At 72.3% G+C, this 23545-nt stretch carries 19 protein-coding genes and 1 pseudogene; 6 read left to right on the top strand and 14 right to left on the bottom strand.

All coding sequences use genetic code 11. The features are described from left to right. The first annotated feature begins 387 nt into the window (after positions 1 to 387). The 3 genes from OG906_RS04910 to OG906_RS04920 all read left to right on the top strand — a co-directional run bounded on the left by OG906_RS04910 (position 388) and on the right by OG906_RS04920 (position 4783). Entirely contained in the window at positions 388 to 1068 is a 681-nt protein-coding gene (locus tag OG906_RS04910; protein ID WP_329440350.1) for a DUF4232 domain-containing protein, read from the top strand. Positions 1069 to 1298: 230 nt separating this feature from the next. Then, positions 1299 to 2693 carry an MFS transporter gene (locus tag OG906_RS04915; RefSeq protein ID WP_329440352.1) on the top strand — a complete coding sequence of 465 codons (1395 nt, stop codon included), beginning with the start codon at positions 1299 to 1301 and terminating at the stop codon, positions 2691 to 2693. Positions 2694 to 2725: 32 nt separating this feature from the next. Next, on the top strand, positions 2726 to 4783 hold the full coding sequence (locus OG906_RS04920; RefSeq protein WP_443067353.1) for a helix-turn-helix domain-containing protein: 2058 nt from the start codon (positions 2726 to 2728) through the stop codon (positions 4781 to 4783). An 84-nt stretch (positions 4784 to 4867) separates the two neighbouring features. Here OG906_RS04920 and OG906_RS04925 read toward each other — a convergent pair whose 3' ends face one another. After that, positions 4868 to 7135: a HelD family protein gene (locus OG906_RS04925; protein ID WP_329440354.1), complete on the bottom strand. Its 2268-nt coding sequence runs from the start codon at positions 7133 to 7135 to the stop codon at positions 4868 to 4870. Between the two features lie 238 nt (positions 7136 to 7373). Between OG906_RS04925 and OG906_RS04930 the strand changes: the two genes are divergently transcribed. Next, positions 7374 to 7967, top strand: coding sequence for a GNAT family N-acetyltransferase (locus tag OG906_RS04930; protein WP_329440356.1), 594 nt, complete (start codon positions 7374 to 7376; stop codon positions 7965 to 7967). Between the two features lie 202 nt (positions 7968 to 8169). Then, positions 8170 to 8673: a hypothetical protein gene (locus tag OG906_RS04935; RefSeq protein ID WP_329440357.1), complete on the top strand. Its 504-nt coding sequence runs from the start codon at positions 8170 to 8172 to the stop codon at positions 8671 to 8673. A gap of 302 nt (positions 8674 to 8975) precedes the next feature. Here the strand turns inward: OG906_RS04935 and OG906_RS04940 are convergent, their stop codons facing one another. From OG906_RS04940 to OG906_RS05000, 13 genes and pseudogenes are all read right to left on the bottom strand, one after another. After that, a complete protein-coding gene (locus OG906_RS04940) occupies positions 8976 to 9836 on the bottom strand; it encodes a hypothetical protein (protein WP_329440359.1) in 861 nt (286 codons plus the stop codon). Between the two features lie 166 nt (positions 9837 to 10002). After that, positions 10003 to 10575, bottom strand: a complete 573-nt coding sequence (locus OG906_RS04945) for an isochorismatase family protein (protein ID WP_329447929.1) — start codon at positions 10573 to 10575, stop codon at positions 10003 to 10005. Positions 10576 to 10624: 49 nt separating this feature from the next. Continuing rightward, complete coding sequence (locus OG906_RS04950) at positions 10625 to 11605, bottom strand: GlxA family transcriptional regulator (RefSeq protein ID WP_329440361.1); 981 nt, start codon at positions 11603 to 11605, stop codon at positions 10625 to 10627. 113 nt (positions 11606 to 11718) lie between these two features. Then, positions 11719 to 12336, bottom strand: coding sequence for a HutD/Ves family protein (locus OG906_RS04955; RefSeq protein WP_329440363.1), 618 nt, complete (start codon positions 12334 to 12336; stop codon positions 11719 to 11721). Positions 12337 to 12390: 54 nt separating this feature from the next. Further along, a complete protein-coding gene (locus OG906_RS04960; protein WP_329440365.1) occupies positions 12391 to 14142 on the bottom strand; it encodes a carbohydrate binding domain-containing protein in 1752 nt (583 codons plus the stop codon). Positions 14143 to 14293: 151 nt separating this feature from the next. After that, positions 14294 to 15712, bottom strand: a complete 1419-nt coding sequence (locus OG906_RS04965; protein ID WP_329440367.1) for a VWA domain-containing protein — start codon at positions 15710 to 15712, stop codon at positions 14294 to 14296. 62 nt (positions 15713 to 15774) lie between these two features. Then, positions 15775 to 16590 carry a hypothetical protein gene (locus tag OG906_RS04970; protein ID WP_329440369.1) on the bottom strand — a complete coding sequence of 272 codons (816 nt, stop codon included), beginning with the start codon at positions 16588 to 16590 and terminating at the stop codon, positions 15775 to 15777. Positions 16591 to 16836: 246 nt separating this feature from the next. Then, positions 16837 to 17064: pseudogene (locus tag OG906_RS04975) on the bottom strand (SCO5918 family protein); the annotation flags it as partial. A 55-nt stretch (positions 17065 to 17119) separates the two neighbouring features. Beyond that, positions 17120 to 17455 (bottom strand): hypothetical protein, encoded by a 336-nt coding sequence (locus OG906_RS04980; RefSeq protein WP_385641667.1) that lies wholly within the window; start codon positions 17453 to 17455, stop codon positions 17120 to 17122. Positions 17456 to 17512: 57 nt separating this feature from the next. Next, complete coding sequence (locus tag OG906_RS04985; protein ID WP_329440374.1) at positions 17513 to 19123, bottom strand: DEAD/DEAH box helicase; 1611 nt, start codon at positions 19121 to 19123, stop codon at positions 17513 to 17515. Positions 19124 to 19481: 358 nt separating this feature from the next. Continuing rightward, a complete protein-coding gene (locus OG906_RS04990) occupies positions 19482 to 19685 on the bottom strand; it encodes a cold-shock protein (protein WP_030228921.1) in 204 nt (67 codons plus the stop codon). 298 nt (positions 19686 to 19983) lie between these two features. Then, complete coding sequence (locus OG906_RS04995) at positions 19984 to 20322, bottom strand: MerR family transcriptional regulator (protein ID WP_329440376.1); 339 nt, start codon at positions 20320 to 20322, stop codon at positions 19984 to 19986. Between the two features lie 201 nt (positions 20323 to 20523). Further along, on the bottom strand, positions 20524 to 21252 hold the full coding sequence (locus OG906_RS05000; protein WP_324289646.1) for an NADPH-dependent F420 reductase: 729 nt from the start codon (positions 21250 to 21252) through the stop codon (positions 20524 to 20526). A gap of 516 nt (positions 21253 to 21768) precedes the next feature. Here OG906_RS05000 and OG906_RS05005 point away from each other — a divergent pair. After that, positions 21769 to 23484 carry an AfsR/SARP family transcriptional regulator gene (locus OG906_RS05005; protein ID WP_329440379.1) on the top strand — a complete coding sequence of 572 codons (1716 nt, stop codon included), beginning with the start codon at positions 21769 to 21771 and terminating at the stop codon, positions 23482 to 23484. Positions 23485 to 23545: the final 61 nt, after the last annotated feature.

Consider the following 23545-nt stretch of genomic DNA (forward strand, 5'->3'; position numbering starts at 1 on the left):
ACGCCCCGAACCACCGGGCCGCCACGCTCCGGGAGCCGCACCCAGTGGTGACTGGTCCTTCACAGTCCGTGACGACTCGCGCTTGAGGAGGGCATGCCACCGCTTGCGGTCAAGATCAATCGCGTCACGGATCCGTCCCGGCGGACGGGTGGCCGAGAACAGGTCCGGACAGTGGCGGGAACCCTCTTCCCGGCTGGTCGGCGGCGTTCCCCGGCGCGGCGGACCCGGGGTCGTGCGCGCGACCCCGAGCCGTACGTGTAACAGGAAGGTATGAGGGACCGGTCGGGCGGAACGGCCCCTCGGCCGGACGGGTCTTGGGTATCAGAAGCGTTCGCTCGCACCGACCCGAGCGGCCGATGCCACCCACCGAGTTCCGAGGAAGCAACGATGCGCGTTCACAAGCTCACCTTCACCGCCCTGGCCATCGCCGCCGGTCTCTCGCTGACGGCGTGCCAGAACGGCGAAGACGGTGCGGCAGCAGGCAGCCCGTCGTCCGCGACCACCGCACCGCCGGCCGCGTCCACCCCGTCCTCCTCGGGCGGCGGCGTCGGCTCGGGCGGTTCGGACCAGAGCGGCGGCAAGAGCTCGGCCGGGACGGGCGGCAACGGGAAGGGTACGGCCGCCGGGACCGGCTCCGACAACGGCAAGGCCGGCAAGTGCCGCACCGACGACCTGGAGATCACGGCGGTCGACGGCACCGTCGGCGGCGACACCGAAGGCACCGTCGCCGTGCAGCTGAAGAACCGCGGCGGCAAGGACTGCACGCTCTCCGAGTACGCGGGCGTCGACGTGAAGACCGCCTCGGGTTCCCTCTCCGCGAAGCGCACCGGCGAGCACCCCGGCGCGACCACCCTCAAGAAGGGCGCCGCGGTCTCCTTCGGCGTCACCTACCCGCTCAACACCTCGGGCGGCTCCGGAGTCCGCCTCACGGGCCTGGTCGTGACCCCGCCGGACGAGACGAAGTCGGTCACCCTCGCGTGGCCGGGTGCCGCCACGCTGCCCGTCACGGAGGGCGACGGCTCCCCCGTCAAGGTGGGCCCGATCGGAAGCGCCGGCCAGGGCGGCTGACCCTCGGGGGCATCGACACGAGCAGGGCCCCGCGTCCGGGGGAACGACGCGGGGCCCTGCTCGCTGCCATGGGCGACGAGGACAACGGGAGGCGTCGGCTTCGGCGCTGTGGCGTCGGGGCACACAGGAAGGTGCCTGATTGTGATGACCGGCCACATATACCGCCGACCTGCGGACTCCTACGTTGTGCCGACACGGAACGTCCCCACAGGCCCCTGGAAGTGGTGCACATGGTCTCCCCCGCAGCGGCTCCGCAGGCCCGGTCCGGCATCAGAAAGATCGTCGCGGCCAGCCTGATCGGCACCACCATCGAGTGGTACGACTTCTTCCTCTACGGAAGCGCCGCCGCCCTCGTCTTCAACAAGCTGTTCTTCCCCACCGCGGACCCGCTGACCGGAACGCTGATCGCGTTCGTCACCTACGCCATCGGTTTCCTCGCGCGTCCGCTCGGCGGGGTCGTCTTCGGGCACTTCGGCGACAAGGTCGGGCGCAAGAAGCTGCTCGTGCTCAGCCTGCTCCTGATGGGCGGGGCCACCTTCGCCATGGGGTTGTTGCCCACGTACGGCGCGATCGGGGTCGGGGCGCCCGTCCTGCTCACGGTCCTGCGGCTCGTGCAGGGCTTCGCGTTGGGCGGCGAGTGGGGTGGTGCGGTGCTGATCGTCTCCGAGCACGGGGGCGACGAGCACCGCGGTTTCTGGGCGTCGTGGCCGCAGTCGGGTGCGCCCGGCGGAAACCTGCTGGCCACCGGGGTACTGGCGCTGCTCGCCTCCGTGCAGTCCGAGGCGGCCTTCCTCGCCTGGGGTTGGCGCGTGCCGTTCCTCCTGTCGGGGGTGCTGGTGATCGCGGGTCTGTGGATCCGGATCTCGGTCTCCGAGTCGCCGGTCTTCCTCGCCGCGCAGGCGAAGGCGGCGGCCGAGGCGAGGGCGTCCGGCGCGGTCGCGCGGAAGGCGCCCGTGGTCGAGGTGTTCCGCAAGAGTTGGCGTGAGGTGCTCACGGCGATCGGGACCCGGTTCGGCGAGAACATCTCGTACTACGTCCTGACCTCCTTCCTCCTCGTCTACGTGACCACTCACCTCGGGATGTCCAAGGGCACGGCGCTCAACGCCGTGTTGATCGGGTCCGCCGTCCACTTCGTCACCATCCCCGCCTGGGGCGCGCTGTCGGACCGTGTCGGGCGCCGGCCGGTCACGATGATCGGCTCGGTGGGAATGGCCCTGTGGGCGTTCGCCTTCTTCGCCCTGGTGGACTCCCGGTCGTTCCTGGTGATCACGGTGGCGGTGACGGTCGGCCTGTTGCTGCACGGCGCGATGTACGGTCCGCAGGCCGCCTTCATCTCGGAGATGTTCGACACCAGGGTCCGCTATTCCGGCGCCTCGATGGGCTCGCAGCTCGCCTCGATCGTCGCGGGGGCACTGGCTCCGATCATCGCCGTCGAACTCCTCAAGGACTACGGCTCCTCGCTGCCGGTCTCCGTGTACCTGTGCGCCGCCGCCGTCGTCACCACCTTCACCGTGTTCATCGCCAAGGAGACCCGCGGTCGGGATCTCACGGCGCCCGGCGGCGCGACCGCCCCGGCGCGGCGGCGAGCGCCCGCCCGCGCCGGCCAGTCCTCCGACATCCTCTGACCGGGGCGAACGCGCGCCCGGGAACTGCCAGCATGGGCCTGGTGAACGACGCGAACCACCACGACGCGACCGCCCCCGGCGCCACCACACCCGGCGCCCTCCCCTCCTACGCGACCGGCCCCGACCCGGCCGGCCCAGGGCCGACCGACCTCGACACGACCGGCCCCGACTCCAACCCGGCCGCCGCGGCCCTGAGCGGGCTGCTGCGGCTGCTGGCCGAGGGGGCGCCGGCCGAACACCTGACCGCGGCCGCCGCGCGGGCACGCGACGGGGGTGCCCGCGCGGCGGACGCGGCCTTGGTGGAGGAAGCTGCCCGGGCCGCGCTGGGCATCCGGCGCACGCTCGACCAACACCGGCGCCGGGAAGCGGAGTTGACGGCGCTGTTCGACACGGCCGGCGACCTGGCGGCCCTGCGCGACCTGGATTCCGTACTGCGGGCCATCGTCCGACGGGCCCGCACCCTGCTGGGTACCGACGTCGCCTACCTGACCCTCAACGACCCGGCCGTCGGGGACACGTTCATGCGCGTCACCGACGGTTCGGTGTCGGCCGCCTTCCAGCAGTTGCGGCTCGGCATGGGCGAGGGGCTGGGCGGGCTGGTGGCGCAGACGGCCCGGCCCTACGCGAGCAGCGACTACCGCGCCGACGGCCGCTTCCGGCACACCACGGCCATCGACCGCGGCGTCGGCGAGGAGGGGATCCGGGGCATCCTCGGGGTCCCGCTGCGGGTCGGCACACGGGTGATCGGGGTGCTGTACGCGGCGGACCGGGCGGTCCGCGCCTTCGCTCCCGACGCCGTGGCCCTGCTGTCCTCCCTCGCCGACCACGCGGCCGTGGCCATCGACGGCGCCCGGCTGTTGGAGGAGACCCGCGCCGCGCTCGTCGACCTGAACGAGGCCAACGAGACGGTCCGCGCGCACAGCGAGGCGATGCGGCTGGCCACCGAGACCCACGACCGGCTCACCGAACTGGTGCTGCGCGGCGGCGAGATCGAGGATCTCGCCCGGGAGGTCGCGGCCCTGCTGGGCGGGGGCATCGTCATCCACGACGTCGACGGCACCGAACTCGCGCGGGTCGCCTCCGAGCCGATCGCCCCGCCCGTACGGGGCGCCGCGGAGTCCCGCTCGGGCGGCCGGGCCGTCCCCGTGGACGGGACCTGGGTGTGGGCGGTGTTGGCCGGGCCCGAACTCCTCGGCAGTATCGCCCTCACCGGGCGGGGCCCGCTCACCGGGCAGGCTCCGCTCACCGACTCCGAACGGCGACTGTTCGAGCGCGCCGGGCTGGTCACCGCCCTGCTGTTACTGCTCCGGCGCTCCATAGCGGAGGCCGAGGACCGGGTGCGCGGCGAACTCCTCGGCGATCTGCTGACGCCGCAGGACGGCGATCGGGCACGCGATGCCGGGAGCCTGACCCTGCGGGCCCGCAGGCTGGGCCTCGACCTGGCGCGGCCCCACTCGGTGCTGGTCCTGCACTGCGAAGAGGCCGTACGGGCCCGCCTCGCCGCCGAGACGGCCCGCCGGGCACGTGCCCTGCGGGGGCTCTCGGGGGTGTACGAGGGACGCGTGGTGCTCGTCGCGCCCGCCCTCGTACCCGACGACCGGCCCGGCCCGGTCGCCCGGACCCTGGCCGCGGAACTGGGACGCGTACTGGAGACCCCCGTCACGGTGGGCGCGGCCGGTCCGGCGGATCGACCGGGTGTGCTGTCGGCCGCCCACGCCGAGGCCCTGCGCTGCGTGGAGGCCCTGCACACGCTGGGACGCACCGGCCACGGCGCCGCCCTGCCCGATCTGGGATTCCTCGGGGTGCTGCTCGGCGACCGGGCCGACGTGGGCGGGTACGTCGAGCGGGTGCTCGGGCCGGTCATCGCGTACGACGACCGACGCGGCACCGAACTCGTCCGGACCCTCGACGCGTACTACGCCCACGGCGGGAGCCTGTCCCAGGCGAAGGACGCCCTGCACGTCCACGTGAACACGGTCGTGCAGCGGCTGGAGCGGATCCGCAGGCTCCTCGGCGACGACTGGAACTCCCCGGCCTCCGCCCTGGAACTCCAACTCGCCCTGCGCCTGCACGGCTTGTCGGACCGATGACGACACCCGGCACCCGCACCCGGCGCCCTCCCGCCTCCCCCGCGCGCCGGCCGGCCCAGCCCGGCGCGATCGACTGGACACCCCCTACGGCGTCTCCTCCAGCCCCTCCGGCAGGCGCCCGGTGTGCAGTACCCCCAAGGTCTGGGTGGCGCGGGTGAGGGCCACGTACAGGTCGCTCGGTTGGTGGTCCGCGGGCTCCACCACGATGACCGTGTCGAACTCCAGGCCCTTGGCCTGGCGGGGCTCCAACAGCACGACGTCGCGGGTCAGGTCCGGTTCCTCGCCCGCCCGTACGCCGGGCAGCGCGCCCGCGAGCTCCTCGTGCAGCGGGCGCGGGGCGATCACCGCGAGCCGGCCCTCGGCGGGCGCGGCGACGCGCACGGCCTCCGCGACCGCGCCGGGCAGGTCGTCCGTGGCCCGCACCCAGGGGCGCACCCCGGTGGAACGGACCGACCCGGGCGGTTCGAAACCGGGGTGCCGGGCCCGGAGCACGGCGGCCGCGACATCCATGATCTCCGCGGGGGTGCGGTAGTTGACCCCGAGGCGCACCAGCTCCCAACGGTTTTCGACGTACGGGTCCAGGATGTGTTCCCAGGAGCCGCAGCCCGCCTCGTCGCCGGTCTGCGCCGGGTCTCCGACGAGCGTCATGGAGCGCGTGGGGCAGCGGCGCATGAGCAGCCGCCAGGCCATCGCGGAGAGTTCCTGCGCCTCGTCCACGATCACGTGGCCGAAGGCCCAGGTGCGGTCGGCTGCGGCCCGCTCGGCCGCGCTGCGGTGGTCGGCCTCCTCGTGCCGCTCCGCCATCCGCTCCGCGTCGATGAGGTCGTGCGCGGCGAGGAACTCGTTCTCGGTGTCCTCGAACTCGTACGACTCCGAACCGAGCGACAGGTCCAGGACGCCCTGCGCGTAGGCGACGCGTTCCAGTCGCTCGCGTTCCTCGGCGGCGCGCCGGGCGCTGTCGTCGAAGCCGAGGAGTTCGGCCGCCTCGTCGAGCAACGGGACGTCCGCCGGCGTCCAGTCGTCCGTGGTGCGGCGGATCAGCTCGGCGTCCCGCTCCGGGAGGTGTTCGGGGTCCGCGAGGAACTCGGAGATCAGCCGGAGAGGGGTGAGCGGGGGCCAGAGGGTGTCGATGGCCGCGTGCACCTCGGCGCTGGTCGCGATCTCCTTGCCGAGCTGCGCGACGTCGTCGGGGCCGAGCAGGTTGGGACCGCCGTACGGGTCGGCGCCGAGGCGGTCCGCGAGCTGCTCGGTCAGCGCGTCGATGACACGGAACGCGAAGTAGGGCCGGGCCAGATTGTGCGGAAGCCCGGTGGCACGGGCCCGGTCCCGGGCCTCGTACGCCATGGTGCGGTCGAGCAGCAGCGTCCCGTAGTCGTCGTGGTCGATCTCCAGGGCGGGCTCGGGAACCACGTCGGCCTCCTCGCCCGCACCGGCGGGTACGGACTCCGGCAGCGCCTGCCGGTCCGCCACGACCCGGGCGAGGACCTCCGCCATCCGGATGTCGCCCTTGACGGCGGCGGCGCCGGGGCGGTCGGTGCCGGTGGCGTGGACGCCCGGGTACAGCTCGCCCGGGGTGGCGAGCAGGACACCGGTCTCGCCGAGCGAGGGCAGCACCTCCCCGATGTAGCCGAGGAAGGCCGGGTTGGGGCCGACGATGAGGACGCCACGCTTGGCGAGCGTCTCGCGGTGGGCGTACAGCAGGTAGGCGGCACGGTGCAGTGCGACGGCCGTCTTCCCGGTGCCCGGACCGCCCTCCACCACGAGGACCCCGTGGTGGGAGGAGCGGATGATCCGGTCCTGCTCGGCCTGGATGGTCCGCACGATGTCGTGCATCCGACCGGTCCGGGCCGCGTCCAGCGCGGCGAGCAGCACGGCATCGGCGTCGGCCCCCTCGTGGCCGGTGCGCTCGGTGTCGGCGAGGTCGAGGATCTCGTCGTGCAGCGCCACGACCTCCCTGCCCCGGGTGGTGAGGTGCCGGCGCCGGCGCAGTCCCATCGGCACGTGCCCGGTCGCGAGGTAGAACGGTCGCGCGACATCGGCGCGCCAGTCGAGCACGAGGGGCGTGCGCTCGCTGTCGTCCTGCCGGATTCCGATACGACCGATGTGGTGGTCCCGGCCGTCGGAGAACTCCAGGCGACCGAAACAGAGACCGTTTTCCCCCGAGTCCAGGGCGGAAAGCAGACCGGACTGTTCGGCGACCAGCACATCCCGCTCCAGCCGCGCCTGGAACCCGCTCCCGACATCGGCCAACGCGCCGCTCATCGCGCGTTCGGCCTGGTCACGCAGGCCATCGAGGCGGGCGTAGATCCCGTCGATGAATTGCTGCTCGACACGGAATTCTTCGGTTGACAATTCCACTCCTGACGCGGTACGATGTCCTCGTAAAGCTGTTTCGTGTTCGTGATTCACCGAACATGAAACGTCCAATATACCCCTCAGACGAAAGCTCCGGCCGCCATTCGGCTCGGAGCTTTTTGCATACCCGGACTTTCTACGGATCGACGGGGCCACACACAGGGCAGGGAATCCGCACCCTTTTGCACTAGTGCATACATTTGATGTTCCTAGTTCGTAAAGCTAGGCTGTCGCCATGCCTGCGAAGATCCCCGCCCCCGTCACCCTGACCGGCCGGCACGTCACCCTCGTCCCCCTGTCGATGGACCACCTCGGCGACCTGTTCGCCGCCGGAGGCGGTGACGACGAGGTCTGGCGCTGGCAGGGAGGCGTGGCGCCGCTCACCGAGGCGGAGCTGGGTGCCACGCTCACCGGACTGCTCGAAGACGCCGAACGCGGCACGTACCTCCCCTTCGCCGTCATCCACCGCGCGAGCGGCAAGGCGATCGGCTGGACGACCTTCATGGACGTCGACGCCGCCAACGAGCGGCTGGAGATCGGCTGGACCTGGTACGGCCGCGCCCACTGGCGCTCGGCGGTCAACACCGAGACCAAGCTGCTCCTCATGACCCACGCCTTCGAGGAACTCGGCATGGGGCGGGTCCAGTTGAAGACGGACCACATGAACCTCCGCTCACAGGCGGCCATCGCCCGACTCGGCGCGCGGCGTGAGGGTGTACTGCGTCGCCACCGGCGCCGCCCGGACGGCACCTGGCGGGACACCGTCTACTTCTCGCTGCTCGCCGAGGAGTGGCCGGACGCCAAGGCCCGGCTCGGCGCCCGCCTCTGACAACGCCCGGGTGCGCGCCGCGTCCGGTCGGCGACGAACGGCGCGCACCGGCCGCGGTGCACGGTCTCACGCCACAGTGGCGCCATCCGGCCAATTGATTGACATGGGCCTGACATTTCAAGACCCCTGTGGGACGTTCCGAGCGGCGCGGCCCCCACGCCTCGCCGTACACCCCCACAAGGACGTGGCAAAGAGGAGCGACATGAGGAAGATCTCCACATGGCCCCGCGTCACCGTACTGGCCGCCGCGCTGGTGCTCGGCGGCTCGACCACCGCACTGGCCCTGGGACCCACCGCCGATCAGCGGGTCGACGGGGTGATGGTCGTGGCGGGCAACACCTGCGCCTGGACCAACGCCCGTACCAGCGCCAACCCCCCGAGCACCCTCAGCGTCGACCGCACCACCGTCAACACCCCCGGCGGCAACCTGGCCTGCGGCGGCGGGATCACCGCCTCCCTCAACAACAACCCGTCGTTCACCTTCGACGACGCGGCCGCACTCGCGAAGACCGACGCCATCGACATCACCGGGAAGCAGAGCTTCATCTCCTGTCGCTACAAGGCGACGAACATCGTGTGGAACCGTGACGGGTCCACACGCAAGTACGTCAACCAGGCCTTCACCGCGACCAAGACCTCGGGAAGTTTCCTCTGCCCGGGCTCCGTCACCACCCCGGCCGGCGACGCGTCCATGCTGTTCCACTGACCCCGGATCGGTGCGCCCCGCTCCCGCGAGGGCGGGGCGCACAGCACCGTTCCCCCGCCGGCGTCCTGCCCGCGGAGGGCGCGCCGGTCTCGAACAGGGCCGAGGCCGAGCGCCTCCGGGAGGCCGGTCCGCCTCCCGTCTTCGCACCCGTCGCCGGGAGTCGGGTCCTCGCGTTCCTGGTCGCCGGCGCGTTCCTCGTGTCGGGCCGGCACGGCGCGGCGGCCGGCACGTCATGGCGCGACCGGCTTCCGGCCTTCCTCTTCGCCGCGTTGCCGCTCTGGTACCGGTACCGGCGGGGGTGCTCAGCCTGGCTCCCGGATTCTCCCGTGCCGCCGGTCCAGACCGCGGCCCCACACCACACAGGCCACCATGACGGCCGTCCCGCCGAGGGCGAAGAGGGCGGGGTCCGGCCGGTGGCCCATGGCCGCGCGACGCTCCTCGTAGGTGGTGGTGGACCCGAACCTGACGCAGGAGTCGCCCGGTGTCATGGTCCGCCCGCCGCAGGTGGGCCGGTCCCAGGTGCCGGCGAGCAGCCCGATCACCCCCAGGACGGCGGTCACGCATCCGAACAGGCCCACAAGGGCGAGCGCGACGAGACCCGCTCCCGCGCGCGGAATCCGGGCCGGGGCGGACATCGGGGAGGTCACCGGTCCCGGGGAGCGGTCAGGGGTGGGGGCCGGATCGGAGTGCGGGGACGTGACCGGATCGGTCCGACCGCTTCCCGGCAGGCAGCCGCGCAGCCAGGGCACGTCGAGGTGGGTGTCCTCCAGGCGTACCCCCTCGGCGGTGATCTCCTCCAGCGTGCCGTCGCTCCGGTACGAGGAGACGCGCAGCCCCGAGAGGCCCTCCCCCGGCCAGACCGCCGCGGCGACGACCAGTCGGCCGGTGTCCTGCCCGGCGGTTCCGCGCGGGGCCCGCGACTCGTGGACGTACACCACGCATTCGGCCCCGACCCGCGCGAGCAGTTCCCGCAACGTGTCCGAGGCGCCGATGTCGGGGAACGTTCCCACGGGCGCCACCTCGGGAGAGCGGTGGGCCCGGACCCGGCCGGGCAGCGAGCCGTGCCGGCGCATCGTGGCGCACGCCTCGCGGAAGGCTTCCCACAGGACGCGTTCGAGGTACTCGTCGGGTTCCGGCGGAGGGCCGGACTCGTCACCGGTCATGGTGCGAGTCTGGCCCTCGGACCGGTCGGCCGAGAGGAGGTTCCGGCCACCAATCCCTCGATCAACGCCCCCGACATGGGTGCGATTTCGTGCCGCGCGCCCCACGGCCGGCCACTCGGTCGCGGAGGCCGGTACCAGACCCGCGCGCACGGCGCGGGTGGGGCCCTCAGGCGGTGAGGTGCGCTGCCGTGGGGACGACGACCCCGAAGAGGTCCGCGATGGTGGTGAGGCTCGCCGCCTGGAGGGTGGCGGCCGGTACCGGGGTTCCGTCGGGCCCGGCCAGTGGGCGGGTGGCGGTCGCCTCGGCGACCACGGTGGGACGGTAGCCCAGGTGGAAGGCCCCCTGGGCGGTGAAGGTGACGCACATGTGGGTCATGAACCCGGCCAGGATCAGGTCCTGGCCGGCGCCCAGTTCCGTCAGGGTCTTCTCCAGCTCCGTGGCGTGGAAGGAGTTCGGGAACTGCTTGACCACGACCGGTTCGCCGTCGCGGGGGGCGACCTCGGCGCTGATGGCCCCGATCTCGGCGCGAATGTCGTAGGGGGTGCCCTCACCGCCGTCGTTGACGATGTGGATCACCGGGGTTCCGGCGGCCCGGGCGGCGGCGAGCAGCCGGCCGGCCGCTTCGAGGGCGGGCTCGGCGCCTTCGAGGGCCATCACGCCGGTGCGGTAGGTGTTCTGGAAGTCGATCATGAGGAGGGTGGAGTCCGCGAGGCGGGCCGGCGAGTTGTCGAGGCCCATGACCTGGCGCAGGGTGCTGGAGGTGTTCACGGTGGGTGGATTCCTTCGGTCAGGTGGTGGTGCGGAACCGGCGGCGGTATGCGGCCGGGGTGGTCGCGAGCTGTTTGCGGAAGGCGCGGTGGAGCGTTTCCACCGAACCGAGACCGGCGGCCGAGGCGACCTGTTCCAGGGGGTCGTCGGTGGTTTCGAGGAGCCGCCGGGCGGCCTCGACCCGCGCCGCCTCGACGTAGGCGGCGGGGCTGGTGCCCGTCTCCTTGCGGAAGACCCGGGCGAAGTGGCGCTCGCTCATGCACATGCGGGCCGCGAGCGCGGCCGCCGACAGGTCCGCGTCGAGGTGTTCGCCGACGTGGGATCGCAGTTCGTCGATGTCCCTGCGGGTGGCGGCCGGACGGCTGAGGGGAACGCTGAACTGGCTCTGCCCTCCTTGGCGTTTGAGGTACATCACCAGCTGTCGGGCGACGCCGAGGGCCAGTTCCTCCCCGTGGTCCTCGGCCACCAGGGCCAGCGTCAGGTCCATGCAGGCGCTGATGCCGGCCCCGGTCCACAGTCGGCCCGAGCGGACGAAGATGGGGTCCGCGTCCACCTCCACCCGGGGGTGTTCCGAGGCCAGTTGCGCGGCCGTGGACCAGTGGGTGGTCGCCCGGTGGCCGTCGAGCAGGCCGGCCGCCGCGAGGAGGTGGGCGCCGACGCAGACCGATGCCACGCGCCGGGCGTGCGGCGCGGTGGCGGTGATCCACTCCACCACCTGCGGATCGACGAGCGCGACGGGGCCCTCCTCGCCCAGGGAGACGGCGCCGGGGACCAGCAGCGTGTCCACGGCCGCGCCGACCTCGGCGAACGCCAGGTCGGGGACCAGGCGGACGCCGGCGGAGGTGGTGACCTGACCGACTTCGGGGGCGGCCAGCCTCACCTCGTAGAGGCGGCGGCCGGACACCCGGTTGGCGAGGGCGAAAACCTCGGCGGGGCCGGTGACATCGAGGAGGTCGACATCGGTGAAGACCGCGATGACGACCCGGTGGGGCGTGGGCATGCGTCCATCGTCGTCGGCCGCCGCGATGGCCGCAATGACGGTTGTCTGTCACATCCGGCCATGGCGCCCCGGCAGCGTGGGGAGGCGGGGACGGTCCCCTGGGCGGCTCGGGATCAGGTGGAACGCGACCGCAGCCGCACCACGGCGGCGCGGCCGGATGTCCGTAGCCGGCGGACCTCCGGCCCGGTGAGCAGGGCGGCGTCGCGCCGACCGAGTGCGGCGGTGCTCCCCGGTGTGGGGCCGTCGATCACCGCGTCCCCCTCCAGCGCGACCACGAGCAGGGTCTCGCCGCGCTCCGGCGCGAGTGCCTGATCGCCGGTCGTGACGCGAACCTCGGCGGTCGCCGCTTCCCGGCGGTACATCACGTTGAAGTTGACGACGGGCCCGTCCAGGAGGCGGCAGTCGGTGGGCCGGTCCCCGGGGAAGTGCCGGGGTGCGAAGCGTCGGTCCAGGAGGGCGCGCTCGCCCGCGATGGTCAGGTCCATGCCCGCGCCCTCGACGACGGTGAGGACCCGGTCGACTCCGGGGAAGGCCGAGAAGGGGCCGTCCGCGGTGACGTCGGCGAGGCTGACTCGCCACTCGAAGCCGTCCATGTCCGCGTCGTGGGGCCAGACGGCGATCTCGCGCGTGACGCCCCCTGCGTTCTTCCACGGCGCCGCCGGCCGGTCGGCCGCCCGGTGGATCCGCGTCGTTCCCTCGCCGCTCGCTCCGCCGCCCGTACCACTGGTCATCGCCCCGCCCTTCCGGGCCCGGGTGCTCTCCCGGGCCCGGCCGAGCCTAACGCTCTAGTTGACGGAGAGGTCGTCGCCGTACACCGCGCCCTGCCCGTACCAGCCGTGCAGGTAGACGGTCACGGTGCCGGACGCGCCGGTCGTGAAGGGGACGGTCAGCTTGGACCACCCGGTGGATCCGGTCCACGCGCTGCCGGTGGCCCCGCCGCGTACGCCCAGGTAGGCGTAGCCGCCCTGGACCCACCCACCGAGCGTGTACGCGGTGTTCGGCGCGAGGGTGAGGGTCTGCGCGCACTCCCCCGTCTGCCCGGCGGTGGGCGAGGCCTTCAGCGCGTACGAGCCCCCGTGCGCGGGGGCGGTGACCACCGCCCCGCCGCTCTGGCAGCTCCACGGCGCGAGCGCTCCGCTCTCGAAGCCTCCGTTGACCAACGCCCCCGCGCCACCGCCCGGCCCGGACACCGTGAGGGTGAAGGGGGCCGAGCGGGTGAGTCCGCCGCCCGTCCCGGTGACGGTCAGGGCGTACGTTCCGGGGGCCGCCGCGGCGGCGGTGACCGTGAGCACGGCCGATCCGCCCGTGGTGACGGAGCCCGGGGCGAGGGTGGCCGTCACCCCGGCGGGCGCTGCGGCGACCGTCAGCGCGAGGGGCCGCGCGGTTCCCGAGGTGAGGGTCGTGGCCACGGTCGCGGTGGTCGTGCCGCCGGGGGCGACCGAGGCCGAGCCCGGGGTCACCGAGACGGAGAAGTCGTCGACGACCGGTCCGCCGCCGCCGGTGAACGGGGCGAAGGTGTGACTGAAGTACCAGGGGTCCTGGACGATGCCGGAGCAGGTGTCGGAGCCTCCCGTCCCGGGGCAACCGCCGTTGTCGCGCTGGAGCGCCCAGAAGGACAGGGTGTTGAGGCCCTTCGCCGTCGCCCAGTCGTAGACCACCTTCGCGTCGGCGGTGGTGAAGGTCTCGGCGGGGCCGTAGTCGTCGATGCCGGGCATCTCGGTGACGCCGATCATGCCCCAGAGCTGGGCGGGGGTCTTGGTCGGGTACAGAGCGGCGAGTTGGCCCTGGAGACCGGTGGCGGCGGTCTTGGTGTCCTCGGCCATCGCGTGGCCGGCGCCGTCGTAGTAGTCGAAGGTCATCAGGTTGACCACGTCCACCCGGGCGCCGGCGGTCTTGGCGCTCTTGAGCACGGCCAGGCCGCTGCTCGCCAGTCCGCTCGTGGTGGTGGGCAGGGTGTACGAGACCTGGAGCGGGCGGCCGTTCGCGGCGGCCCAGTCCTGGAGTTTCCTGATCGCCTGGTTGCGGCGGTCGATGCCGGCCTTGTTGGTCAACGAGTTGTCCTCGATGTCCATGTCCAGGCGGGAGACGTCGTAGGTCGTGACGACCTTCTGGTAGGCGGCGGCGATCGCGTCCACGTCCGTGCAGCTGTCGGCGATCTCGGTGCCGCCGTTGTCGGCCGCGTACCCGCCGAAGGAGGGGATGACGTCTCCGCCGCGGGAGCGGATCGTGGCGAAGTCGGCGCCGAAGACGGAGCCCGAGATCGGGCTGCCCGTGTCGCCGTTCCAGTACGGGGTGCAGGATCCCTTGGCCTCGGTCTGGACGAAGGCCATGGTCAGGTACCTGGCGCCGGACTTGAGCGCGAGGTCGGCGGGGCTGTCGGAGGAGTACGCCTCGAAGTACGGGGCGAAGACGTGCGCGGGCAATGGGGTCGCGGCGTGGGCGGTGCCGTCGACCACCCCGACCACGAGTCCGGCGGAGGCGACCAGGGTGGTCAGGGCGGCCAGTAAGGAGTGAACGGGCCTGGAACGACGTCTCATCGATGCTCCCGGTGGGGCGCGAGCGAACGGGCGGACGCCTCATGATTGGTCTGGACCAACACCGGGTCAAGGGTCCAGACCATTTCTTGAACCGGACAACACACTTGCCGGCGAAGGGCGCACCTTGGTCGGCCGGCCCGGTCCGCACCGGTCAGCGCAGAATGCCCGCCTGTCCGGCGGCCCGGATCCACGACGGGAACTCCGACAGCAACTTGTCGTACAGCTCGGCGTCCGAGATCGCGTCGATGTCGTCCACCGCGAAGAACCCGACGTTGTCGACCCGCCGGCCGGGCATGTCGTCGAAGCGCTCCAGCACGCCGAAGCCGGCCCGGCCCAGGCCGACGAACTGCCAGAACACCGGCTCCTCGACGGCCGCGCGCAGTTCCTGTTCGATCTCGTTGTTGCGGTACACGCCGCCGTCCGAGAAGAACAGCACGAGGGTGGGCACGGGCACCACGGTCGCGCGTACGTAGGCGCGCACCTCCGCGATGACCTTCTGCTCCTCGTTCTGGAACCCGACCGCGCGCATGTCGACCTGCCCGCCGGTCAGGCCCTTCGGGGGCTTCTTGCGGCCGAACAGGCTCATCTGGCCGACGCGGACGTGCAGGCGGATCCACTCCGGGAGTTCACCGATGGTCAGGTCGGGCAGCCGTGCGGGGTTGGTGGCGAAGGTCCACGCCTGCATCTCGCCGTCGTCGTCGAGCTGCGCGGCGACGGCGGCCATCCGCTCCACGACGCCGGCCACCGTGCCGCGCGAGTAGAGCGTGGACATCGAACCGGACGCGTCGAGGACGAGGATGACACGGGCGGTCACTCCCGCCGCCCCGTTCTTCGTCAGGCTGACGGCGACCTGCTGCTTGCGCAGCGACAGGAGCTTGCGCATCTCGACGGGGAGCCGCTCCTCGCCCTTGACCAACCGGACGGCGGGCGCGCCGGCGGAGGCCTGCACGGGGGCGGGGGCGGCGGCCGGCGCGGGTACGGGGGCCGGGGTGAAGGCGGGCGTGGGCGGCGCCGTCGATGCGGGTACCGGGGCCTGCACCGGCACCGGGGCCGGGGCGTCGTCCACCGTGATGCCGTAGTCGGTCGCCAGTCCCGCCAGGCCGCTCGCGTATCCCTGGCCCACGGCCCGGAACTTCCACGCGCCCGCCCGCCGGTACAGCTCGCCGCTCACGTACGCGGTCTCCGTGCCCGCCGTCATGTCGAAGCGGGCCAACTCCGCTCCGGACACGGCGTCGAGCAGCCGCAGGTGCAGCCCGGGCACCTGCCCGAAGCTGCCCCCGTCGGCGGAGGCGCACAGCACGACGCGCTCGATCCCCGGCTCCAGCGCGGCCAGGTCCACCTGGAGGGAGTCGGCGCCGGGTTGCTTGCCCAGGTGCCGGACGGCGTCCGAGGAGTGGCGGGGCTGGTTGTAGAAGACGAAGTCGCCGTCGGAGCGGACGCGTCCGTCACCGGCGAGCAGCAGGGCGGACGCGTCGACGTCCGGGACCCCGGGACCGGCCGACCAGCAGAGCACGGCCCTGACGGACGACGCCGGGACCGGCAGATTGGCGCCTTTACTCAGTGAAGTCACAGCGGACAGTCTGCCCGCCGCTCCGGCGGTCCCGGAAGTACGTGCCCGGCGAGGCTCCCGGGTCAGGGGCGGCGGGTGGTGTGGGGAAGGGAGAAGTGCCCCGGCCGTTCACGGTCCCGCGAGGTGCCCGACGGGGCGTCCGTGTCGATGGCGTCGACCACGACCGGGGAGGAGCCGGTGGGGCCGGTGGCGGTGGCGCGCAGGCGGTAGTGCTCGGTGCGGACGGCGTCGCGGGCCAGCGGGGCGCCGCCCGAAAGGAGGGCGTAGGGCTTGAAGTCGTTCGCGACGCGCAGTTCCGCGGGGCGCCAGGTGCCGGTGGCGGGGTCCCGGTGCTCCAGGACGAAGGCCCGGGCGGGACCGGGGGTGTCCCCGGGCTCCGGTACGAGGCTCTCCATCTGGAAGGTGAGCAGCAGGTGCCGGTACGCCTGGGTGTTGCCGCCCCGCAGGGTGACCGTGAACTCCTGCGCGGGACCGCCGCGGACCAGGTCGAGGCGGCCGCCCCGGGTGGCCACGTCCATGGACAGCGGGGTCGCGGGAGCCGGGCGCGCGGGCGCCGCCGTGCGCGTCGGGGCGGGCATCGGGCTCGGGGACGAGGACGCCGGTGCGCCCGGCGCCGGGGCCCCGGTGGTCGAGGGCTCGGTGGAGGCGGAGGGAGAGACGGAGGCAGCGGCGGACGGCGTGACGGCGCCGGCGGAGGGATCGGGGCGGGTCGAGGCGGCCGGGGCCGGCCCGCAGCCCGCGAGGGCCGCCGCCATCAGTACCGAGACGACGAGCGGGCGCGCCCGGGCGGCGGATCGGCGTCCGCCCTCGCGCCCACCCTGGCGTCCGTCCTCGCTGTCGTCGCTGTTCTCAGGTCTGTTCGCGCGTCCGGCGTGCATGGCGGCCCTCCTGCGGTTCTCGATTGAGGGAGGAACCTAGCAAGGTCGCGGACCGCCGCGGCCGGGCTGCGATGACGCTTCGGTCACGGTTGTGGCGCCGGTCCGACGCCACCGGGCGGCACGAGCCGGACCCACCCGGACAGCGGGTGCCGAACCGGACGCGCCGGCCCGGCCCCGACACGACGATGTCCCGGACCCGGCGCGACGCCGGACCCGGGACATCCCGAGGATCTAAGCCGTTTCCACCGTGCGACAGACGAAGCCCAGGCGGGTCAGCGCGCGGGTCACCTCGCCCGCCGTGAAGTCGCGACGGTCCTGGCGGGTGATCACCTCGCCGACCTGCTTGACCGGGTACGTGCGGCGGCCGATGACCACGGCCTCCCCGGTGACGGGCTCGGCCTTGATCCCCTTCATGGACTCCAGGACCTCGGCCTTGGTGAGCTCGAAGGGGAAACGGGCGATGACGCAACGCATGATGCCTCCGCGGGGACGGGAAGGTGAACGCCGGACCGGACGGCCGCGAAGGCGGTCAGGACGTGAGGGCGAGGACGCCCAGGGTGTAACCGTGCTCGTCGATCACCGGCGACATGTCCAGGACGCGCCCGCGCATGGCGGTGCGGGCCTCGCCCACCCCGGCCGAGGACTCCGTGAAGGGTCCCCGGTCGAGCGGGATGTCGCGCAGCCGGGTGGGGGTCGTGCCCCAGGATCCGCCGCGGTGTGCGTCGAGCTGGGCCCGGGTGACCAGACCCGAGCACCGGCCCTCGTCGTCCTGGAGGACCAGGTGCCCCGCCCGGGCGCTGATCAGCACCGAGCGGGCCACGTCGACGTGCATGTCGTCGCCGACCCGGGGCCCGAGGTCGCCCATGGCGTCCCGGGCCGTCAGGCCGGTTCCGTCGCCCGGTCGGGCGAGGGTGCGCACGCGTTACGCCGCACTGTCGTACGAGCGTCGCCGGGCCTGCGCCGGGCGGCTGCGCCGACCGCGGGTGGAGGCGGCACTGCGCGTACGGCGCTCCGAGACCGGGGCCGTGATGGTGACGGGCACGCCGGAGGGGGCCTGAGAACCGGTGATGCGGTTCAGTTCGGCCTCGCCGGAGCGGACCTGGGTGGTCTGCGGGGTGATCCCGGCGGCGGCCATCAGGCGCACCATGTCGCGGCGCTGGTTCGGCAGGACCAGGGTGACCACGCTGCCGGACTCGCCGGCGCGCGCGGTGCGACCACCGCGGTGCAGGTAGTCCTTGTGGTCGGTCGGCGGGTCGACGTTGACGACCAGGTCGAGGTTGTCGACGTGGATGCCCCGGGCGGCGACGTTCGTCGCGACCAGCACGGTCACGTGGCCCGTCTTGAACTGGGCCAGCGTGCGCGTGCGCTGCGGCTGCGACTTCCCGCCGTGCAGCGCCGCGGCGCGCACCCCGCTGTTGAGCAGGTCCTGCGTGAGGCGGTCCACCGCGTGCTTGGTGTCCAGGAACATGATCACGCGGCCGTCGCGGGCGGCGATCTCGGTCGTGGCGGCCTGCTTGTCGTGGCCCTGGACGTGCAGCACGTGGTGCTCCATCGTCGTCACGGCGCCGGCCGACGGGTCCACCGAGTGGACGACCGGGTCGGTCAGGTACCGGCGCACGAGCAGGTCCACGTTGCGGTCCAGGGTCGCCGAGAACAGCATCCGCTGCCCCTCGGGACGCACCTGGTCCAGCAGGGCGGTGACCTGCGGCATGAAGCCCATGTCGGCCATCTGGTCGGCCTCGTCAAGGACGGTGATGGCGACCTGGTTGAGCCTGCAGTCCCCGCGCTGGATGAGGTCCTTCAGCCGGCCGGGCGTCGCGACGACGACCTCGGCCCCGCCGCGCAGCGCGCCGGCCTGGCGGCCGATGGACATGCCGCCGACCACGGTGGCCATGCGCAGGCGCATCGCCTTGGCGTACGGCGTCAGCGCGTCGGTGACCTGCTGCGCGAGTTCACGGGTCGGTACGAGGATCAGCGCGAGCGGCTGCCCCGGCTCGGCGCGCTGACCGGCGGTGCGGGCCAGCAGCGCCAGGCCGAAGGCGAGCGTCTTGCCGGAGCCGGTGCGGCCGCGGCCCAGGACGTCGCGGCCCGCGAGCGTGTTGGGCAGGGTCGCGCCCTGGATCGGGAACGGTACCGAGACGCCCTGGGCGCCGAGGGCCGCGAGGAGCGCCTCGGGCATGTCCAGGTCGGCGAAGGCCTCGACGGCGGGCAGTGCCGGCGTCAACGTCACGGGCAGGGCGAACTCGCCCTGCGGGGCGGCGGAGCGACGGCCGTAGCCACCGGAGCGGTTCCCCCCGCCGGAGCGGGAGCCGCCGCCGGAGCGGCTGGGCGCGGAGGAGCCGAAGCGGCTGCCGCGGCTGCCGCCGGAGGACCCGTAGGAGCCGCCGGAAGAGCCGTAGGAGCTGCCGGACCCGGAAGAGCCGTAGGAGCTGCCGGACGAACCGTAGGAGCCGGACGAGCTGTAGGAGCCACCGGAAGAGGCCCCCGTGCGGGAGCGGGACGAGCGGTCGTTGGTGCGAGCTGCGCGGTTCATGCAGAACCTTCCTCGATGCGGCGCGTATCGAGGAATTCCTGGCATTGGCGTGAGCCGCAGCGGATTCGCAAGAACGAGCCGAAGAAATGACACAACAGAGCCGTACCGAACACGCGGAGCGGAACGGAACGGTTCACTGCTGAAAGGGGCGTCACCCTGCCCGGCGGCCGTGGCACAGGCCGGGCATCGGGGGCGACGGCCGGGCGGACTTCCACCCGGGCGGGTCGTGGGCGCTCCGGCAGACGATGCTGCCGCGCCGCTCACGCGGGCCGTGACGGCCGGCGGAGCTGGGAAAAAGCAACGAGCTGGGGCCCGCACCCCAAGGTGCGGGCCCCAGCTACGCAGTATCTGTCAACGCTTAGGCGGGAACGATGTTCTCGGCCTGGGGGCCCTTCTGGCCCTGCGTGACGTCGAAGTTCACCTTCTGGCCTTCCTGAAGCTCACGGAAGCCCTGGGTGGCGATGTTCGAGTAGTGGGCGAACACGTCAGCGCCGCCACCGTCCTGCTCGATGAAGCCGAAGCCCTTTTCCGCGTTGAACCACTTCACGGTGCCAGATGCCATATGAATTCTCCTTTGGGGCTGTACCCGGACCCACACTGTGCGGGCACCGGAGTCGAAGTAATGATTGCCCCGTCCGAAAAAACATCCGGAAATAAAAAGTGCACCCACCGAAATGAATCCGGGGGGAGCACTTGAAGTCTTTGGGAACCACAACTGCAACTGAGAAGAACAGTAGCACAGCGCTAGCCGATGAGCGTGGAAGGTTTTCGCGTCTCGGCCTGTCGTCACATAAACCTGCACGCGTATTCGCTGAATTTCTGCACCGGCGGCAACAGGTATGAGCCGGGCAGCCCGGCGTTCAGGGGGTCTCGTCCCCGGCGGGGCCGGGCCCGCACGTCCGGGCGTTGGCCCGCAGGGCCTCTTCCAGCCGGTCCTCCAGCGCGATGATCCGGCACGCGGCGTCCACCGCCGTGCCCGCGTCGACCAGCTCGCGGGCGCGCGCGGCAAGGTGCAGTTGGTGGCGGGAGTACCGGCGGTGGCCTCCCTCGGAGCGCAGCGGGGTGACCAGTCCGGCCTCTCCGATCACGCGCAGGAAGGCGGGCGTGGCGCCCAGTATCTCGGCGGCCCTGCCCATCGTGTAGGCGGGGTAGTCGTCATCGTCGAGACTGTCGGCGAGCGGGGACTTCTCGGGGGGCATGACACCTTCGTTTCGCTGGCTCACTACGCCAGAAATACTAGGCCTCCCGCACTGCAATCACTACATTCGTGAGCACAGATTTACCTGACCGGGTGAGGGATCCCCCTCCGAGGCGGCGACACGTGCCTCCAGGGCCCCACCCCGGTCGGGACGAGCGGCGGTCGCACCCGGGAGCGGGCCGCCGCTCGTCCGACCCGGGACTCAGCCGCGGAACTCGGCCGGGCGCTCCGGGGAGGCCTCGGCGAGGGCCTGGGTGACGGCCGTCACGCCGGCGCGCAGTCCGTAGACCGGGGTGTCGGGCTGCTGACGCCAGGACTCGTCGATGCCGCCGGCGTCGACGGTGTCGAAGCCGAGCTCGTCGATGAGGTCCCGGACGGCCTTCTTGGCCGTCTCGTCGTCTCCGGCGACCGGGACGGCGATCCGGCCGGGGGCGCCGGCCGGCAGCGGCTTGTCGAGGATGTCGTCGGCGTAGGTGCCGTTGAAGGCCTTGATCACCGGGTGGCCCAGGTGGTTCTGGGTCCAGCGGCTCTCGGTCAGGCCCTCGTCCTCGATGGCGGCGATGCGGCCGTCCCGCTGCTTCGGGTAGTAGTTGCCGGTGTCGATGACGGCGAAGCCGTCCGCCGCCCCGTCGAAGAGCCCCGCCGGCAGGTCCGGCACGTTCTTGAGCGGGACGGTGACCACGACGATCTCGGCGCCGCGGGCGGCGTCGGCGACCGTGACGGGGGTGGCTCCGGTTTCCTCGGCGAGGGCCGAAAGGGTTTCGGGGCCGCGGGAGTTCGCCACCGAGACCTCGTGGCCGAGTGAGGTGAGCCGACGGGTGAGGTTGCCGCCGATGTTGCCGGCGCCGATGATGCCGATCTTCATGAGCTCTCCAGTGCGTGCGGAGTTCGGGTGTCGCGCTTGTCCGAACCGCCGGGAGGCGCGCGGCATTCCGCTCCTCGGCCCTCGATTTCACGGTTCCCCCGTACGGGCGACTCCCCGACCCCGTGACGGGTGCGGTGCGGTCCCGGCGGCCCGCCTCGGGTGTCGGGCGTGACGCGCGTTCGACCTCCGATTCATCACGGCCACGGTGGCCGGATTCGACCGTCGAGGATCAGTCATATCGCCGGCGGGATAACGATTCTCATTCATGCCGGGCAGGCCTCACACTCATGATTCGTTTACGCCTGAACCTTTTTGACGGGCCGCCGGTAACTCCACGGGGCGGTCATGTGACGGAAAGGAGAGGAACACCCGTCACGTCGGATTCGAGCCGGCACATGGCTCGACTTTCACAAGATCCGTTATGTAGTGTTCCATTTGTGCACCGCCCAACGGGGGGCGGAAGAGCAGCCACAGGCTTGGTATGGACCAGTTCCGTCCCGGGCCTCGCTCGCGGGCTCGGCCGACCACCGCCCCCGTCATTCGCCGTTCCGCTCCATACGTGACCCGACACGGGGGACCTTCATGCGGTTCCAGCTTCTGGGGCCCTTGAGTATTGCCCACGGCCCCGAAACCGTAGTTCTCAAACCATCCAAACCAACCAGCCTGCTCGCCGCTTTGCTCTTGCATCCGGGCACGGTGGTTTCCACCGACTATTTGTTGAGAGCCGTGTGGGACGAGGAACCCCCCGCCACCGCACGGGCCGCACTTCAGACATGTGTCCTGCGACTGCGCCGGCTATTCGCCAAGTACGGCATATCCGCAACCACCATTGAGGCCGTACCCGGCGGATACCGCATGGCCAATGACGTCGAGACACTCGATCTCGCACTGTTCCGATTTCTCGCGGGACAGGCGAGGACCGCTGCCGACGAGGAAGAGGAGTTGTATCGACTCCGCGCGGCGCTCGCCCTGTGGCAGGGGCAGCCCTTGGCCAATGTGGCCTCGCGGATGCTCCAGCGGGACGCCGTACCCGCCCTGGAACAGGAACGGTTGCGGGTCCTGGAGCGCGTCTGCGATCTGGAACTCGCCGCCGGGAACTGCCACCAGGTGCTCGTCGACCTCTACGAGGGGGCCCGCCGGCATCCGGTGCGCGAACGCTTCACCGAGCAACTCATCGAGGCGCTCTACCGGACCGGGAGACAGGCGGAGGCCCTGGCCGAGTACCGGGTGGTCAAGGACCGACTGCGCGACGAACTCGGAGTCGATCCCGGACCGGGACTGCGACGCCTGGAGCTGGCCATCCTGCGGGCCGAGGAACTCGGGCGGCCGACCCTCGTCGCCGCGCGAAGACCTTCGGTGGCGCCGGCGTTGACGTCCGCCGCCGGCGAGCGGGTGGCGCCCGTGACGGGTTTCACGGGGCGCGAGGCCGACCGCGGCGCCATCGCGGCACGGTTGACCGCCCCCGGCGGGCCGCGGCTGGTCGTGGTGTCGGGTGCGCCCGGGATCGGCAAGTCGGCGCTGGTCCGGCAGAGCGCGTACGAGGTACAGGACGCCTTCCCCGGAGGGGTGTTCACGATCCCGTTGGCCCGGTCGGACGGAAGTCCCGTCGACGTCGAGGAGGCCCGCAAGCTGTTGCCCGAACCCGGCGACGGGAGAAGGCTGTTGATCCTCGACGACGCCGCCGGCGCCGGACAGGTACTGCCGTTGCTGCCGACCGCGGGCGACACCTCCGTGGTGGTCAGCAGCCGACGCGGGCTCGCCGCCGTCGTCGCGACGCGCGGCGGCTCCGTACACCGCCTGGACGTCCTCGGGGCGAGCGAGGGGTACGCGCTGCTCGCCGGACTCGTCGGGGAGGAACGGATCGCGGCCGAGGCGGAGGCGGCCCGCGACCTGGCCTCCGTCTGCGGGTACTTCCCTCTGGCACTGCGCATCGCCGCGGGCCGGCTCCTGACCCGTCCCGGGCTCTCGATCGCCGACTGCGCGGCGTGGCTCGCGGAGGATCCTCCCGCACGACTGGCCCTGGCGGAGGATCCACGGCTTTCCGTGCCCGAGGTGTTCGGCCAGGCCCTGGCCGCCCTCGGCCCGGAGCCACGCGAGGCGTTCCTGCGCCTCGGCTCGCTCGCACCGGGGGCCGACCTCACCGACGCGGGGGCCTCGACCGTCCTGGAACAGCTGGTGGAGGCCGGGATGCTGGAGGACGGACCACCGGGCCATCCGTACCGTCTGCACGCCTTTCTGCACGGCTACGCGCGTCACATCGCCCGTGAACGTGCCACCGCCCCTCCCCCGGCGCACTGACACCCGACCCCACCCCCCGCCTCGCCCGCCCAGGGCCCGGCGGCCCCCCACCCATCTCCCG

This window comes from Streptomyces sp. NBC_01426, from assembly GCF_036231985.1.
Classification (GTDB): Bacteria; Actinomycetota; Actinomycetes; order Streptomycetales; family Streptomycetaceae; genus Streptomyces.